We start from the raw sequence: 16,398 nt of genomic DNA on the forward strand, positions 1-16,398 counted from the left end.
GCTTGCCGCTTTTGCTATAGGAAAAAAGATTTTTTTTGTATTCTCTAAAGAAAAATGGTATGATTATCCTATGAAAATGGGAAGCAATGACTATAAATCTGAAGAGCTTACCCGATAATATAAGGGGTGATGTGCAAGATGACATGGGGCGGAGCTGCAGCCTTAATTGCTGCCATAGCTTTTGCAGTCTTGGTTGTTTTTTTGGTTCTTTTAGTGAGAGAACTCACAACAACCATTAAGAATGTGAGTCAGACAGTTGAAGAAGTTAATGATACCTTGGCTGTTTTGCGGCGTGATGTCGATGACTTATCTATTGAAGCACAGGGACTTTTGAATAAGACCAATGTGCTGATGGATGATGTCAATGGTAAGGTGAGCACCGTGGATCCATTATTTAAGGCAATCGGTGACCTCGGCGTATCAGTTTCTGACGTCAATGATGCAACTCGGGATCTGGTAGTCAGCATCCGACAAAAAGACCAAAAAGCTCAGGATAAGTCGGCTAGCCAAATTAATAGCCAACTTTCAGCTGGGACAGCTAAAGAAAAGTCAGGCGCTGTTGAAAAACTCGGTCAGACCGCTAAGCGGCTCAAGCAAAAGCGCTATATACGTAAGGTAAAAGAAGCATCAGAAAGTAAAGCATTTTAAGAGTTAAAGGAGTTATTATCATGAGTAAAAATAATTTAGGATCATTCTTATTAGGCGCCTTCGTGGGAGGGACTGCAGCAGCAGTGACAGCCTTACTATTTGCACCTAAGTCTGGTGAAGAATTACGCCAAGATATCAACGAACAAGCTCGTCAAGCTCGCGATACAGCCCGCGATTACAAAGATTTAGCCTTAGAAAAAGGCGCTGCAATCTATGACACCGCTTATGTTGCTGCTGATGATATCCGCATTAACTTAAAAGAATCTGCAAGCAATATTAAGTCGCAATTAGCTGAAACAGGCGAAGAAGTTAACCAACAGTACCAAGCAGCTAAGCACGATATCGCCGAGGCTTACAATGAAGCATCTGATTCTGTTAAAGAAAGCGCAGAAGAGGGTAAGGAAGCAGCAAAAGCTGCTGGTAAAGAAATTAAGGATGAAGCTAAAGCAGCCGGCGAAGAAGTCAAAGCAGAAGGCAAGGCAGCTAAAGACCAAGCCGAAGCTGATGCTAAAGTAGCTAAGGATGTCGCAAAAGAAGAAGGCAAAGATGCTAAAGACCAAGCTGAAGCTAAGTCTAAAGCTTAAATCAAGAAAAAATGAGAAAAAAGGAGGCTGGGACAAAAGTTCCGGCTTCCTTTTTTAAAAAGCAAAATTTTAAAAACGTGTTCCAAAAGTCAGGCTTGACATCCACTTTATGCAGGGGAGAGACTTGGCGCTTAGGCTTGGATGGTTGGAGCAAGTTAGAATAAGAACGAAGAATTCGCTTGTTTATGCCTTAGCGAATCCTACTACGACCTATGTCTAAGCCTTTACCAACGATTTCCCATAGTTCGCTCCTATGGTTCAGGCCTGATCGACTTTTGTCACACGCTCTTTATGTAAAATTTTCATTAATAAATGTAAAAAAATTCAAATTTTAAGCAATTATGTATTGTATTTATCCGCACTTAGTGTCAAAATAGTACTTGTGCTTATTTTAGTGAAAACGCTATAACTCATTTGAAAAAGAGATGAAAGCTTATAAGAATCTTATAGTAAACGCTTGCATTTCTTTGAAGACTTGCTTATACTTACTGTGACTACATGTGGAAAAATCGAGGAGGGAAAGCATGAACAAACAAACTGTAACAATCTATGATGTTGCTCGTGAAGCAGAAGTCTCCATGGCAACGGTATCGCGTGTGGTTAATGGCAATACCAATGTCAAACCATCCACACGTGAGAAAGTTATGAAGGTCATTGAAAAATTAGACTACCGTCCAAATGCTGTGGCAAGGGGGCTAGCAAGCCGGCGGACCACCACGGTTGGGGTTATTATTCCGGATATTACGAACCTGTATTTTTCAAGCTTTGCATTAGGTATTGACGATATCGCCGCTATGTATGATTATAGTATCATCATGGCCAATGCTGACCAAGGTCGGGAAGAAAAAGTGGTAACGGATATCCTATCCCGCCAAGTGGATGGCTTGGTTTATTTAGGCCACACGATGACAGATAAGATCCGCCATGAGGTTGAACGGACTCGGACACCGATTGTCTTGGCTGGCATGATTGATCCTGAAGGCAAGATGCCTTCTGTCCACATTGATTATGAATCAGCTGTAGCAGAAGCTGTTTCTCGCCTTTTCGACCAGGGTATTGAGGATGTGGCCTTTATTTCAGCCCCCGAATATCAAGTCGATGATGAGCTAGGTCGCTTTAATGGCTATAAGAAGGCCTTAGCTAGTCACAACAAGGACTTGGATTCGGCCCTGTGCTTAACGGCCGAAAACTCCCGCTACCGGGCAGCTGAAGAGGTTGGCCAAGAGCTGATCGATTCTAAGGCCCAAGCCGCTATGATTATCGGCGATGAATTAGCAGCAGGCGTCAGCAATTATGTTCAAGACAAGGGACTTAAGGTGCCAGAAGATATTTCGATTGTGTCATCCAATAACTCTATCATCACAGAAATTGTCCGCCCCCAACTTACAACTATTGCGCCCCCGCTTTATGATATTGGAGCAGTTGCCATGCGAATTCTAACCAAGTTAATGGGTGATAAGTCAGTTGAAGAAGAAGTCATTGAAAACAAAAACATTCTGCCTTATAAAATTATCGTTCGCGATTCTACCAAATAGCTAAAACTAGCTTTATTTCTTAGTCATGCAGAATAGTAAAGCCCTCAAAGCTTTCTCAGGAAAAGCTTGAGGGCTTTATTTATGGACTTAATTAGGCGGCTTCACTTGCGTTAGCCTGGTCACTTGAGGCTTGATCTTCCTTTTCTTTAATGGCATCAAATGGTCGATTAAAAGCTCTCTCCAAGCGTCGCCGGTAGCCTTGGAGGATGGAAAGAAAGCGCTGGTTAGTCGCTTCTGAATCTTTAATCCGGTAGTCTTCTAGCTCAAAGGCTAGCTCATCCAGCTCAGCCCCGATGGCATAGTTAAAGCTAGCATTAGGCAGGGGCATGTTTTGGGGGAAGAGCTCAGTTTTCTTTGCCTCTTCAGCTGGGATATGATAGCGACTTTGGTAGGGACCTGGGAAGTCTCCAGCGGCTTGACCGCTTTTCTCTACGATAGGGAATTCACGGACACTATCCGGTCGGTTAAAATGCTGGCCAGCGCCCAGAAGCTGGGCGTTATTAGCATAGAGGGTATTCATAGCTGACAGCCAGTACTTGGCATGGCGGTCTGAGGGACGGCCGAAAGCTTGGTTATCATCCGCCTGGTCGAGGCTCTGTTGAATGCTTGGATTGTCGTAGCCAATCCAGGAGGCGAGGCTGACCGCTGGAGTGCTACCAACAACCCAGCTATCAATGTAGCCTTCAGAGGTGCCTGTTTTAACTAGCCAGTCTAAGTCTGCCGGTAAGGCTTCCTGATGGTCTTGCCAGAGGCCTTCTGTTTTAACCGACTTAAGCATATCAGCCAGGATATAGGCCACATCTGAGTTAAAGGCCCGCTTATTTTCTTTTTGGGCTTGGTAGTAAAGCTTGCCATGCCGGTCGTGGATGCTTTGGATGAGGTGGGGCTTGTGGTAGACCCCACCATTCGCAATAGTGGCGTAGGCAGCGGCCATTTCAGCAACTGTTGGACCCGTTTGCGTTCCACCCAAGCTAAGTGCCAGGTTTTGGTATTCATGGCCACCAATAGCTTTGTCCAAGCCCAAGTGGTCCATATAGGATTTGAGGTCAGCCCCTTCTTGGACCAGTGTCTGGTAGAGATGCACGGTTGGGTTATTGAGGGACTGGGCTAGAGCTTGTCGGGCTGTGACAATCTGGTTGGAGATGGTCTGGCCATAGTTACTTGGTTCATAGTAAGTCCCGTCCTCTTCTTGGGTTCGGATATAGTTATCAGCAAGACGCGTTGCGGGACTAATCAATCCTTCTTGGAGGGCAGGCCCATAAGTAAGTAGAGGCTTGATGGTCGAACCTGGTGACCGGCGCGTGGAGAAAGCATGGTCCGTTTGCTGTTTGCTGTAGTCAACCCCTGCTGTAAAGGCTAAGATAGCCCCTGTATGATTATCAATGAGGACCGCTCCATTCTGGACGATATCACCTTGGCGGGGGCTTCCCAAACGGCTTGCATTTTGCTGGAGTTTAGCCTCCAAGGCCTGGTGAAGGTCCAATTGAACCGTACTTTGAATCTCAAGACCGCGATTTTTAAAAGCTTGCTCAGCTTCATCATAATAATTGGCCAAACGTTCAGGTTGTTCTTTGACGGCTTCCCAGTTTTCTCCTCGGGCTTCAGCTAGACTCTGAGTGAGGATGAGTAAGCTCTCGCGCTTAAGGGCTTGGAAGAGGAAGCTGTGGGGGTCCTGACTTTCAGGGGCTTTTTCTTCGCTTGGGATAAAGTCTTGGCGGATATCATAAGTTTTAGCGGCTTGGAATTCTTCTTCTGAAATGACTTCTTCAATCCGCATCCGCTCCAGGACTTCCGCCATCCGGTCAATTCCTAGTTTCATTTGCTCTTCTGGCTTAAATTTGCCATTTTGCTGGTAGGGGGTGTAGCTGTAGGGATTCTGTGCCAGCCCGACGAGAAAGGCAGCTTGGGGGATGTTCACGTCAGCTGCTTTTTTCCCAAAAAGTCCCTGGCTGCTTGCTTCAATACCTGCAACATTCTCTCCTCTGGCATTCCGACCGAAGGAAGAGAAGTTGAGATAGGCTTCAAGGATTTGTTCTTTAGTGAAAAACTTTTCCAAACGGATGGCGAGCAGTAGTTCCTTTGCCTTACGGGCCAAACTGACCTCATTAGTCAACAGCGTTTGCTTGATTAACTGCTGGCTGAGGGTTGATCCGCCTGAGGGATTGCCGATACCAAAAAGATAAGAAGCCGCCGCTCGGAAGATGGCGCTAGGTACGAAACCAGGGTGGTCGAAGAAATGTTCATCTTCGGTTGCCACTAGGCCATTAACAATGAGGGGGTTAACCTGGTTGAGGGGAATATTCTCGCGTCGAATATCTGGCTGGACTTGGAAAAGGATCTGACCGTCCTGGCTAAGTAATTGTGAGGGTTCTTCTGTATTCACCATGGCCTGGGCCATTTCTTGACGGCTTGGGATAGGGTCATCTTCCGTCAGACCAAGCAGGTAACCTAGTCCCAAGCCTAGGATAAGGACAGCGAGGGCGCAAAATAAGGCCAGGCAGGCTTTAAGAGCTTGACCAGCTAGAGCGAGTAGACGGCTCAGATGGCTAAGAAAAGAGAGATTTTTATTTTGAAAAGAATTTGGCATAAGTCACCTCCGTGGACTGGTTTTCTTTATTATAACAAAAGACGCCAAGTAAGGGGGCTTTAGCTAGGCTATAACTTAAGATTTCTAGTATAATAAGGCTAAAGGAGGACGGCCCATGGAAAACTGTTTACTCATTATTAATCCTGTCGCTGGTAACGGCTTGGGACGTGCAGTCGCTCCCGAATTAGACTGGACCTTGGCCAAAAGTTTTGCGCATACTCATTTAGTTTTTACCCGAGGAGTAGGTGATATAGCACGCATTATTGGCCATTACCACGACCAGGTGGACGCTGTTTTTGTGGCAGGGGGTGACGGCACCCTTAATGAGGCGGTCAATGCACTGGCCCCTTATCACTTTGATCGACCCTTGGGCTATATGCCTCTAGGAACGGTGAATGATATTGGTCGGGTTTTGAAAATTTCCCAACAACCCAAGGAGGCGCTCAGGCAGCTTTCCCGCCTACGAACTTGTTCTGTCGATCTGGGGCGGATTAATAACCAATACTTTATGAATGTTGTTGCTGTGGGACAGATTCCTGAAGCCGTTAAAGAAACAAAGGCAGAAGCTAAGAAGCGCCTAGGCAAGCTGGCCTATGTGGCAGACGGCGTTCAAGCCTTCTTCCAATCCAATGCCCAGACGTATGACATCATCGCGGATGGCGACCACCATATCGTTGAGACTGAACTCATCTTGATCTGCTTGACGAACTCAGTAGGGGGGATCGAACATATGGTTGAGCGCGCTCGGATTGATGATGGTTGGGCCCACCTACTCTTTCTCAAGAACCGTCATAGTCTTGAATTTGTCCCTGAACTCCTTCAGAGTGCTCTTCAAGGGGATATTTCCGCTTCTAAGTTTGTCCAGTACAGACGGGCTAAGGATATCCAATTAAAGGCCTTAGATCAGCCGATGACTTCCAATGTCGACGGCGATTCCGGGCCCAAGCTACCTGTTCATGTTGAAGTCCTAGCAGGCCAGCTTAAGCTGCTCGTGCCTGACTTAAGAACTTAAGTTGCGTAAAACCCTAAAATTTGCTATTATTGATACGTTAATTTGAAAATTATTTTAGGAAAGAAGGGGCTTTTGTGTCAGGACATAATAAATGGAGTAAAATTAAAAACACAAAGGGCGCGGAAGACGCCAAACGTGCCAAGGTTTTCCAAAAATTATCACGGGAAATCTATATGGCAGTTAAACAAGGTGGACCGGAGCCGAACTCCAACCCCGCCTTGCGGATGGTGATGGATAAAGCTAAGTCCGCCAACATGCCAAAATCTAATATTGAGCGTGCTATTGATAAAGGTAGTAATCAAAATAGTGGTGAAGATTACGATGAAGTAACTTATGAAGGCTATGGTCCTAATGGGATTGCCGTTTATGTCGAAACTTTAACAGACAATACTAACCGTACCCTGAGCAATGTGCGGACCATCTTTAACAAGAATGGGGGCAGTTTGGGAGAATCAGGCTCTGTTGCTTTCATGTTTGACCGTAAGGGTTATATTGCCATTGAACGCGAAGGCTTAGATGTTGATGAAGATACCATGCTGATGGAAGCCTTAGAAGCAGGCGCTGAGGACCTCCAAGTTTCGGACGAAGTTTTCGAAATTTATAGTCAAGCAGAAGACTTTGGTGATGTGCGTGATGCCTTGAAAGAAGACGGTTATGAACTTGCCAGTGCCGAATTAACCATGGTCCCTAAGACACTGATTGATTTACCAGCTGACAAGGCAGAAACTTTTGAAAATCTGATCGACAAGCTTGAAGATGATGATGACGTGCAAAACGTTTATTACACGACAGAATTACCTGAAGACTAAGTCAAAAATATGAGAAAAAAAGCTGGGCCTCGGTCCAGTTTTTTCTTTAGGACAAACTTGAGCAGGTCTTGTAAATTTGCTACTCTAGAACTAATCTTTAATGAATGAAGGGAGAGTCACCTGGCTATGCGTGTCATTGATGTGCTTAAAGAAAATAAGTGGCGGGCGCTGACGGGTTTTATTTTTAAGAGCCTTGAAGCCATCTTAGAATTATTGGTGCCGTTTTTAATGGCTCATATTATTAATTACGGGATTCATCCAGGAAATTTGGACTATATTAAGAGCCGGGGGATTTTCTTGTTTATTTTGCCTCTGTGTGGCTATCTCTTGGCCTTAGTCTGCCAATGGTTCGCTTCCTTAGTCTCCCAATCCACGGGAAGCAAGTTGCGGTCTCTTTTGTTTGACCAGCTTAACCGCTTGGACCTGCAGCAGAGTCAAAGTTTAGGGTCAAGTTCGATTGCCAATCGCATGATTAATGACACCCACAATATCCAGGTCTGTATTGCTATGGCCATCCGTCTGGCTTCGCGTTGTCCGGTCCTATTGGTCGGTGCCATGGTCATGTCTTTTATTGTTAGCCCCCAGCTTGCTCCTATCTTTATTCTGGGCGGTCTAGTTTTGGGAACAATTCTTTCTCTTATTACCTTGGCTTCTAACCGCATCTTAGCCGGTATCCAAAAAGCTTTAGACTATTTGGGTCAACTTTTTGCTGAAAATTTATCAGGGATGCGAGACATCCGGTCTTTCGCCAGTCAAAAGCGTGAAGTCCAGCGCTTCGAAGAGGCTAACCGAGACTGGAGGAAGCAGCAGGTTGCCTTGGCCCGGGTTCAATCGCTGGCCAATCCTGCTAGCCTCTTTGTGGTTAATTTATTGATCGCTCTTATTCTGTATTTTGGCGGGGGACTAGTGAACCGAGGGGCCTTCCAACAAGGCGAAGTGATTGCTCTTGTCAATTATATGAATACCATCCTTCTAGCCCTTAATGTCTTGGTCCAGGTGCTTGTAATGATTAGTCGGGGGGTAGCTGGAATCCAACGCGTGGATGAATTGCTAGCTCTTGAGCCAAGTATTGTAGATCCTGTGCCCAATCACCGCTGCCCCGTACACCTAGAAGAACCAGCACTTGCTGTTAAGATCGACCAGCTAAGCTTTGCTTACGGACAAAAAGCTGTACTTAAAAATATTAATCTAAACTTAGCCCCTGGTGGCTTCTATGCGATAGTAGGTCCTACGGCGGCAGGGAAAAGCACTTTGATTCATTTGCTTGAGCGTTTTTATAAGCCGTCAAGCGGTCAGATTTTTTTGAATGGACAGGATACCCAAGAGATGGCCCTTACTGAGCTTAGACAAATGATCAGCCTAGTCCCCCAGCATGCCAGCCTCTTGACCGGGACGATTCGTTCTAACTTGCTTTTGGGCAGGGCAGATGCGACAGATGAAGAGCTCTGGCGGGCCCTGGAAGACGCCCAGGCCGCTCACTTTGTCAGCCAGCTTGATGGGGGCTTGGATGCTCCGGTTAGCCAGGGCGGGAAAAATTTCTCAGGGGGCCAACGCCAGCGCTTGACAATCGCTCGCGCCCTGGTCAAGGAGGCCGGACTTCTTATCTTAGATGACGCACTGAGCGCTCTTGATTTTGCCACCGAGGCTCGGATTCGTTCGACCCTTGCCCAAAAATCAGCTAGTGTCTTATTGGTTTCCCAACGCTTAGCCTCAGTGCTTGAAGCTGACCAAATTATCGTCTTAAACTATGGCCAAGTCGAAGCGGTTGGAAAGCATGATGAGCTACTTGCTCAGAGTCCTAGCTATTATGCCATGGCCAAGTCACAAAAATTAGTAGAAGGAGGCGAGTCCCTTGCTTAGGTCTTTACGTGCACTTCTATCTTATTTAAGGCAGGAGAGCTTAAGCTTAGTCTTTATTCTTATTTTGGCTAGCCTATCCGTAGCCTGCCAAATTTTGATTCCGATTCAAATCGGTGAAGCGGTCAACCAGGTCCTCGGCAGGGGGCAAGTCTATTTTTCTGGCTTATACCAGCAGCTGGCTTATCTCTTGGTCAGTGCCGGTCTCGCCGCCCTCTTTATGTGGGGGCAAAACCGACTGATTAACCAGCTGAGCTACCGACTTATGGGCCGTTTGCGGATTGATCTTTTTAAAAAGCTGCAAAAATTGCCCTTGAATTTTATCGACCAGCATGCCCATGGTGACCTAGTCAGCCGAGCGATTAATGACGTGGATTTGGTGGGAAATGGTTTGGTCCAAAGTTTTACCAATTTTTTCTCCGGTCTAGCAATGATTATAGGGGTACTAGTAATGATGCTGTCTATCCATGTTCGCACAGCTTTAATTGTCATTGTTCTGACACCTTTGTCGATTGCGGTGTCCAGTTTTATCGCCAACCGCACCTATCGCTTTTTTCAGACCCAGTTAGCTTTGCGCGGCCAGCTCCATGCCTATACAGAGGAGCTCGCAGCTAACCAGCTGCTCGTCAAGAGCTTTCAGTATGAAGGCCAGGCGGAGGAAAACTTTAGTCAGCTCAACCAAGAACTCCACGAATCCGGCATTTGGTCCCAGTTTTACGGTGCCCTAGTCAATCCTTCAGCCCGAGTGGTCAATAGCTTAGTTTATGGGGCAGTCGGGCTCTACGGTGCTTTTGCAGTTGTTTCCGGTCAACTATCGGTGGGGATCTTTTCCAGTTTCCTCGCCTATGCTAACCAATACAGTAAGCCTTTTAATGATATATCCGCGGTGGTGAATGAGATGCAGACAGCTCTCGCTGCTAATGAGCGAATTTTTGACTTGCTGGGAGAAGAAGAGGCCGGCAATTCTTACCAAGTTGCTCAGATCCCTACTTTTAAAGGGCAGCTTAGCTTTGACCAGGTCGCTTTTTCTTATCAGAAAGAGCATCCATTGATTGAAGACTTCTCCTTAGAAGTTCAAGCAGGGCAAACAGTTGCTATTGTCGGACCAACCGGAGCAGGCAAGTCAACCTTGATTAATCTCTTGATGCGCTTCTATGAGCTCGATAGTGGGCGTATCCTAATTGATGGGGTGGATAGCCGCCAGCTGGACAAGAACTATCTGAGACAGCTCTTCGGAATGGTCCTGCAAGATTCCTGGCTATTTGAAGGGACCATCTACGACAATATTGCTTACGGCAAGCCTGACGCGACTTATGAAGAAGTGATTGCAGCAAGTAAAAAAGCTCGCCTCCACCCCCTTGTCCAACAGATGGACCAGGGCTATGACAGTCCCGTCCAAGTCGCTGGAGCTAACCTATCTTCTGGCCAGCAGCAACTAATCTGTATTGCCCGCATCCTGCTGACGGACTTTAAGATGCTTATACTCGATGAAGCAACGAGTTCCATCGACAGCTTAACGGAAGCCTTGGTCCAAGAAGCTTTTGACCAGATGATGCAAGGGCGGACAAGTTTTGTTGTCGCCCACCGCCTATCCACCATTCAGAATGCCGACGTGATTCTCGTCCTTGACCAGGGGCAAATCGTTGAACAAGGTAAGCATGAGGATTTACTCGCCCGCCAAGGCTTCTATTATCAGCTCTATAATAGTCAGTTTAGCCATTTCAGTAAAGAATAGAACAGACAAAAAGCCAGGTCAATCAGCTTATAGGAAGTGATTGACCTGGCTTTTGTTATAGCTTCTAAAAGCTTACAGATTATTTCTCTAGGATAGTTTTGTTAACAACATTAAGGTCTTCATCTAAATCGTAAACGATAGGTTCACCAGTTGCAATTTCAACTGAAGGAATATCTTCGTCAGAGATGTTTTCTAGGTATTTCGTAATGGAACGGAGGCTATTGCCGTGTGCCACAACTAAAACATTTTTGCCTTGTTTTAATTCAGGAGCAATGTGGTCTTCCCAGTAAGGTAGGGTACGGGCTAGGGTATCTTTTAAGCATTCGCCAGCAAGCAGACGGTTTTGGTCTAAGTCAGCATAGCGTGGATCATCGATGCCTTCTTCAGCTAATGGTGGGCGAACATCGAAGGAACGACGCCAAATGTGGACTTGTTCATCCCCATATTTTTCAGCAGTTTCAGCTTTATTTAAGCCTTGTAAGCCTCCATAATGACGTTCGTTTAAGCGCCAGTTTTTGTTGACGGGTAAGTAGAGACGATCCATTTGGTCTAAGACATTATAAGTCGTTTGGATGGCACGTGATAACATGGAAGTATGAACCGTGTCGAATTCAATACCAGCTTCTTTAAGGTCTTGACCAGCCTTTTGAGCTTCTTTAACCCCTTTTTCTGAGAGGCGAGGGTCTAACCAACCTGTGAAAACATTGGCTAAGTTTAATTCACTTTCGCCGTGACGGATGAAAACTAATTTCATTATAAAATTCCTCCTAAAAATAATTAATGAACAAGCATTATTATTCACCAAAGCAAGTTTTGCTTTGCTATCCTATATTTTACGCTATTTGCCGATGAGGGGCAAATGCTTTTGCAAATATCCATTAATTAAAAGCGCTTCCATAAAATATTATTAAATTTTAATAAATTTCCACGTGAAAAGTGTAGCAATCTGTTTGGTAAGCTGTTATAATTAGAGACAGATCTGTTATATTGTGAAATAAATTACAAAAGGAGATGAATTTATAATGGATACGACTAAAGCATGGAAAGGCTTCACTGGTAAGAAATGGCAGGAAGAAGTTAATGTTCGCGATTTTATCCAAAATAACTATACAGAATATACGGGTGACTCTTCATTCCTAGAAGGGCCAACTGAAAATACTACTGAATTATGGGATCAAGTGATGGACTTAACCAAACAAGAACGAGAAAATGGTGGTGTTCTTGATATGGATACCAAGATTGTATCAACTATCACCTCTCATGATGCAGGGTATCTTGATAAAGATAAAGAAAAAATCGTTGGGGTTCAAACTGATGAACCGTTTAAACGTTCCTTACAGCCATTCGGTGGTATTCGGATGAGTGAACAAGCTGCTAAATCTTATGGCTATGAAGTTGACTCTGAAATTTCTCATATCTTCCGTGATTGGCGTAAGACCCACAACCAAGGGGTATTCGATGCTTACACACCTGAAATGCGTAAAGCTCGTCACAACAAGATCATCACTGGTTTGCCAGATGCTTATGGTCGTGGTCGGATCATCGGTGACTACCGTCGTGTTGCCCTATACGGTATTGACTTCTTAATGGATGAAAAATTACAAGAATTCAACGATGGTGATGGCATGGATATGTCACAAGATGTTATCCAACACCGTGAAGAGTTATCTGACCAATACCGTGCTTTAATTGAATTAAAAGAACTTGGTAAGACATATGGCTTTGACTTAAGCCGTCCTGCAGAAAATGCTCACGAAGCTATCCAATGGTTATACCTAGCTTACCTAGCTGCCGTTAAGCAACAAAATGGGGCTGCAATGTCATTCGGACGTACATCTACCTTCTTGGATATCTATATCCAACGTGACCTTGAAAACGGAACTTTAACTGAAGTTGAAGCGCAAGAACTCATCGACCACTTAATCATGAAATTGCGTATCGTTAAATTTGCACGTACCCCTGAATATAATGAACTCTTCTCTGGGGACCCAACTTGGGTAACTGAATCGATTGCAGGTATGGGCTTAGATGGACGCTCCTTAGTAACTAAGAACAGCTTCCGTTACCTACAAACCTTGAAGAACATGGGTACAGCTCCAGAACCAAACTTAACTGTTCTTTGGTCTAAAGACTTACCAGAAGGCTTCAAGGAATTCTGTGCGGAAATTTCAATTAAGACCAGCTCTATCCAATACGAAAACGACGAAGTTATGCGCCCACAATACGGTGATGACTATGGTATTGCCTGCTGCGTGTCTGCTATGGAAATCGGTAAACAAATGCAGTTCTTCGGTGCCCGTGCTAACTTAGCTAAGACTTTACTTTATGCTATTAACGGTGGGGTAGACGAAATTTCTAAAGTACAAGTTGGCCCTCGTTATCAACCAATTGATAGTGAATATCTCGATTACGATGAAGTTATTGACAAGTTCGATGATATGATGAACTGGATCTGTAAACTTTATGTGAATACTTTAAATGTTATCCACTACATGCATGACAAGTATTCTTATGAAAGTCTTGAAATGGCTCTCCATGATTCTCATGTTAAACGGACCATGGCAACTGGTATTGCTGGTTTCTCCGTAGCGGTTGACTCACTTTCAGCAATTAAATATGCAAAAGTTAAACCAATCCGTGATGAAAATGGGGTAGCTGTTGACTTCGAAATTGAAGGCGACTATCCAAAATATGGTAACAACGATGACCGTGTTGATGAAATTGCGGTTAAACTCTTGAAGAAATTCATGACTAAGATCCGTAAGACACCTACTTACCGTGGTTCTGTCCATACAACTTCTATCTTAACCATCACTTCTAACGTCGTTTATGGTAAGAATACAGGGTCAACTCCTGATGGTCGTGAAGCCGGTGTGGCCTTTGCACCAGGGGCTAACCCAATGCACGGACGTGACTCACACGGCGCCTTAGCAAGTCTTTCATCAGTAGCTAAATTACCATACACCTACTCAATGGACGGTATCTCTAACACCTTCTCAATCGTACCTAAGGCTTTAGGACGTGATGAAGAAACTAAGATTGATAACTTAGTGTCCATGTTAGACGGTTACTCTAAACAAGGTGGCCACCACTTAAACATTAACGTCTTCGACCGTGATACCTTGCTTGACGCGATGGATCACCCAGAAGAATACCCACAATTAACCATCCGTGTATCTGGTTATGCGGTGAACTTCGTTAAATTGACTCGCGAACAACAATTAGAAGTTATCAACCGGACCATGCACGAAGGGATGTAAGCTCGACGACTTAAGTAATGAAATGAGGAATCATGATGACAGAAACAATTGGCTATGTCCACTCTCTTGAAAGTTTTGGTTCTGTAGATGGTCCTGGGATTCGATTTGTTTCCTTCATGCAGGGCTGTCGCTTAAGATGTCAATTCTGTCATAACCCAGATACTTGGAAGATTAATGCGGGAACGCCTTATACGGCCGAAGAGCTCTTCCGAGAAGCTGTCAAATATCAGCCGTATTGGGGGAAAAAGGGTGGCGTAACCGTTTCTGGGGGAGAACCATTATTACAGATTGATTTCTTAATTGAATACTTCAAATTGTGCAAAAAACATGGTGTTCATACAACTCTGGATTCTTGCGGGGGCCCTTTCACCCGCGAGCCAGAGTGGTTGGCTAAGTTTGAGGAACTTTTGGAATATACAGACCTGATCTTGATGGACGTGAAGCAAATCAATCCTGAACGTCACCTCAAGCTAACGACAGCGCCTAATAAGAATATCTTAGACCTCTTCCGCTTCTTGCAGGAAAAAGGTCAGCCTATCTGGATTCGCCATGTCCTCGTACCAACTCGGACGGACTTTGACGAAGACCTGCAGGGGCTCTCTGATTTTATCCAGAGTCTAGGTGATATCGTTAAAAAGGTTGAAATCCTTCCTTACCACACTATGGGAGTTTATAAGTATCATGAACTCGGTATTCCATATAAACTTGAAGGTGTGGAGCCACCAACAGAAGACCGCGTAGCCAACGCTAAACGTATCCTGAAAGTCGATGACTACCAAGGCTACCGGTCCATGTAATAGCTTTGGCCAGCATCCTGGTCAAAGCATCTCAACACCCCCAAACAAGTCTCTCGAGGCTTGTTTGGGGGTGTTTTTATCTTTTGATATGCTCTTTTTTGCACACTTTTGCTTTAAAATGATAAGAATATTAGTTAAAATCAAAGATTTTCCTGAAAAAATCAAACAAATTGATAAATATCTGCTATAGTTAATAAGTAATGAATTTGAAATGGGAGGAATTTAATGGAAAAAGGTAAATTATTTTATGGTTGGTGGATTGTCCTCGGGGCCATCTTAATCCTAGCTTGTATGGGACCAGCCTCTGTCGCAGTGGCTAATCTTTTCCAACCACATGTGGTTGAGGAGTTTGCTATTGCTAATAGTGCTTTTGCAATTGTGAATTCAATTGTTTTAGGCATGGGGATCTTTGTATCACCCTTTGTCTCTCAAATGTTTGCTAAGCGTGGTAATTTTAAACGTTTTTATTTGATTGGTATTCTAGTTTATGCCATTGCTTATGGTTTGTATGGCTTTGCACCAAATATCTATGTTTTTTATTTCTTATCTATTTTTGTTGGTTTTGGGTACACAGCCACGACTATTATTCCAGTATCAATGCTGGTTAATAATTGGTTCGTCAAATCAAAAGGGACCGCCTTAAGTCTATCCTTCGCTGGCTTAGGTGTTGGTGGTATTATCTTTAGTCAATTACTCACTTTCTTGATCCAAGAAATGGGTTGGCGGATGTCCTACTTGACTTATGCCATTATTATGCTGGTTGTCTGCTTGCCTATTGTTCTCTTCCTCTTTGTTGAGAAACCAGAAGACAAGGGCCTCCATGCTTTAGGAGCTGGGCAAGTTGATCAAAGTTCTGAAGAAACGACCAGCCAAGCTGGGGTTAATTTACCGATGACAGAAGTTGTTAAGAAGCCATTCTTTATCATGCTTCTTATTGGGACAGCCTTCATTGGTATTTCGAATAACGGGGGCCTAGGACAATTCCCACCGGCCGTTCAAAGTTTACACGGTGCTGAAAAGATGGCCCTCATGGTTTCCATCTACTCTGGTGTTGGTATCCTAGGTAAATTGATCCTTGGTATAGTTAACGACAAATTTGGTGTACGGCTAGCGACGATTTATGCTTCTGCTCTTTGCACCTTGGCCTATCTCCTGATGATGTTAGGGGCTAATTACAGCTTTGTTCTCATCATGTCTGTACTATTCGGCTTAGGGAATGCGATCGGTACGGTCTTACCGCCACTGATGGCTTCAGCTATCTTTAGCTCTGAAGACTATCCTAAGGCTTATGGCTACATGCAGAGCGCCTTGATGCTCGGGATGACTTCAGGCTCACTCTTAGCAGCAACAATCGCTGATGTCAGCGGTTCTTACAACTATTCATGGCTTACTTTAGCTATCTTGTCGATCTTGATGGCTGTTCTTTGGGTAGGCGCTTATCAACGGTCACAAAAATTTATGACCAAATAAGTTACATACGAACGAAAAAAGCGTAACAGCTTTGTAGTGACCCTCAAAAGTTAGATTCTTAGTCCAACTTTTTGGGGTTAGCATACTTAGCTAGTTACGCTTTT

At 44.5% G+C, this 16,398-nt stretch carries 12 protein-coding genes; 10 read left to right on the top strand and 2 right to left on the bottom strand.

Features of this window, described 5'->3' with window-relative positions; genetic code table 11:
• The first annotated feature begins 138 nt into the window (after positions 1-138).
• From HMPREF2626_RS01830 to HMPREF2626_RS01840, 3 genes are all read left to right on the top strand, one after another.
• Positions 139-648 (top strand): DUF948 domain-containing protein, encoded by a 510-nt coding sequence (locus HMPREF2626_RS01830; protein WP_067975865.1) that lies wholly within the window; start codon positions 139-141, stop codon positions 646-648.
• Between the two features lie 20 nt (positions 649-668).
• Positions 669-1,232, top strand: a complete 564-nt coding sequence (locus HMPREF2626_RS01835) for a YtxH domain-containing protein (protein WP_070616954.1) — start codon at positions 669-671, stop codon at positions 1,230-1,232.
• Between the two features lie 524 nt (positions 1,233-1,756).
• Positions 1,757-2,767, top strand: a complete 1,011-nt coding sequence (locus HMPREF2626_RS01840) for a substrate-binding domain-containing protein (protein WP_067975873.1) — start codon at positions 1,757-1,759, stop codon at positions 2,765-2,767.
• 91 nt (positions 2,768-2,858) lie between these two features.
• On the opposite strand, the gene HMPREF2626_RS01845 is transcribed toward HMPREF2626_RS01840, so the two are convergent.
• Positions 2,859-5,354 (bottom strand): transglycosylase domain-containing protein, encoded by a 2,496-nt coding sequence (locus tag HMPREF2626_RS01845; protein WP_070616955.1) that lies wholly within the window; start codon positions 5,352-5,354, stop codon positions 2,859-2,861.
• Between the two features lie 115 nt (positions 5,355-5,469).
• Between HMPREF2626_RS01845 and HMPREF2626_RS01850 the strand changes: the two genes are divergently transcribed.
• The 4 genes from HMPREF2626_RS01850 to HMPREF2626_RS01865 all read left to right on the top strand — a co-directional run bounded on the left by HMPREF2626_RS01850 (position 5,470) and on the right by HMPREF2626_RS01865 (position 10,767).
• Positions 5,470-6,366 carry a diacylglycerol/lipid kinase family protein gene (locus tag HMPREF2626_RS01850; protein ID WP_070616956.1) on the top strand — a complete coding sequence of 299 codons (897 nt, stop codon included), beginning with the start codon at positions 5,470-5,472 and terminating at the stop codon, positions 6,364-6,366.
• A 74-nt stretch (positions 6,367-6,440) separates the two neighbouring features.
• Positions 6,441-7,175, top strand: coding sequence for a YebC/PmpR family DNA-binding transcriptional regulator (locus tag HMPREF2626_RS01855; protein WP_067975883.1), 735 nt, complete (start codon positions 6,441-6,443; stop codon positions 7,173-7,175).
• 126 nt (positions 7,176-7,301) lie between these two features.
• Entirely contained in the window at positions 7,302-9,035 is a 1,734-nt protein-coding gene (locus HMPREF2626_RS01860) for an ABC transporter ATP-binding protein (RefSeq protein WP_070616957.1), read from the top strand.
• Positions 9,028-10,767 carry an ABC transporter ATP-binding protein gene (locus tag HMPREF2626_RS01865; protein ID WP_070616958.1) on the top strand — a complete coding sequence of 580 codons (1,740 nt, stop codon included), beginning with the start codon at positions 9,028-9,030 and terminating at the stop codon, positions 10,765-10,767. The genes HMPREF2626_RS01860 and HMPREF2626_RS01865 overlap by 8 nt, the downstream gene beginning before the upstream one ends.
• 79 nt (positions 10,768-10,846) lie before the next feature.
• On the opposite strand, the gene gpmA is transcribed toward HMPREF2626_RS01865, so the two are convergent.
• Entirely contained in the window at positions 10,847-11,524 is a 678-nt protein-coding gene (gpmA, locus tag HMPREF2626_RS01870) for a 2,3-diphosphoglycerate-dependent phosphoglycerate mutase (protein WP_067976620.1), read from the bottom strand.
• A 265-nt stretch (positions 11,525-11,789) separates the two neighbouring features.
• Here gpmA and pflB point away from each other — a divergent pair, with 265 nt between their 5' ends.
• From pflB to HMPREF2626_RS01885, 3 genes are all read left to right on the top strand, one after another.
• Complete coding sequence (gene pflB / locus HMPREF2626_RS01875) at positions 11,790-14,027, top strand: formate C-acetyltransferase (protein ID WP_070616959.1); 2,238 nt, start codon at positions 11,790-11,792, stop codon at positions 14,025-14,027.
• A gap of 32 nt (positions 14,028-14,059) precedes the next feature.
• Positions 14,060-14,824 (top strand): pyruvate formate-lyase-activating protein, encoded by a 765-nt coding sequence (pflA, locus tag HMPREF2626_RS01880; RefSeq protein ID WP_141744561.1) that lies wholly within the window; start codon positions 14,060-14,062, stop codon positions 14,822-14,824.
• A gap of 225 nt (positions 14,825-15,049) precedes the next feature.
• The gene (locus HMPREF2626_RS01885; RefSeq protein ID WP_070616961.1) at positions 15,050-16,294 is read left to right on the top strand and encodes an MFS transporter; all 1,245 of its coding nucleotides are present in this window, start codon (positions 15,050-15,052) and stop codon (positions 16,292-16,294) included.
• Positions 16,295-16,398 lie beyond the last annotated feature (104 nt).

This window comes from Aerococcus sp. HMSC062A02 (assembly GCF_001809535.1).
GTDB lineage: Bacteria > Bacillota > Bacilli > Lactobacillales > Aerococcaceae > Aerococcus.

What these genes read in the sequence shown, in the direction of transcription:
- HMPREF2626_RS01830 (WP_067975865.1), top strand. Translation starts at nt 139, where the DNA reads ATGACATGGGGCGGAGCTGCAGCCTTAATTGCTGCCATAGCTTTTGCA.
- HMPREF2626_RS01835 (WP_070616954.1), top strand. Translation starts at nt 669, where the DNA reads ATGAGTAAAAATAATTTAGGATCATTCTTATTAGGCGCCTTCGTGGGA.
- HMPREF2626_RS01840 (WP_067975873.1), top strand. Translation starts at nt 1,757, where the DNA reads ATGAACAAACAAACTGTAACAATCTATGATGTTGCTCGTGAAGCAGAA.
- HMPREF2626_RS01845 (WP_070616955.1), bottom strand. Translation starts at nt 5,354, where the DNA reads ATGCCAAATTCTTTTCAAAATAAAAATCTCTCTTTTCTTAGCCATCTG.
- HMPREF2626_RS01850 (WP_070616956.1), top strand. Translation starts at nt 5,470, where the DNA reads ATGGAAAACTGTTTACTCATTATTAATCCTGTCGCTGGTAACGGCTTG.
- HMPREF2626_RS01860 (WP_070616957.1), top strand. Translation starts at nt 7,302, where the DNA reads ATGCGTGTCATTGATGTGCTTAAAGAAAATAAGTGGCGGGCGCTGACG.
- pflB (WP_070616959.1), top strand. Translation starts at nt 11,790, where the DNA reads ATGGATACGACTAAAGCATGGAAAGGCTTCACTGGTAAGAAATGGCAG.
- pflA (WP_141744561.1), top strand. Translation starts at nt 14,060, where the DNA reads ATGATGACAGAAACAATTGGCTATGTCCACTCTCTTGAAAGTTTTGGT.
- HMPREF2626_RS01885 (WP_070616961.1), top strand. Translation starts at nt 15,050, where the DNA reads ATGGAAAAAGGTAAATTATTTTATGGTTGGTGGATTGTCCTCGGGGCC.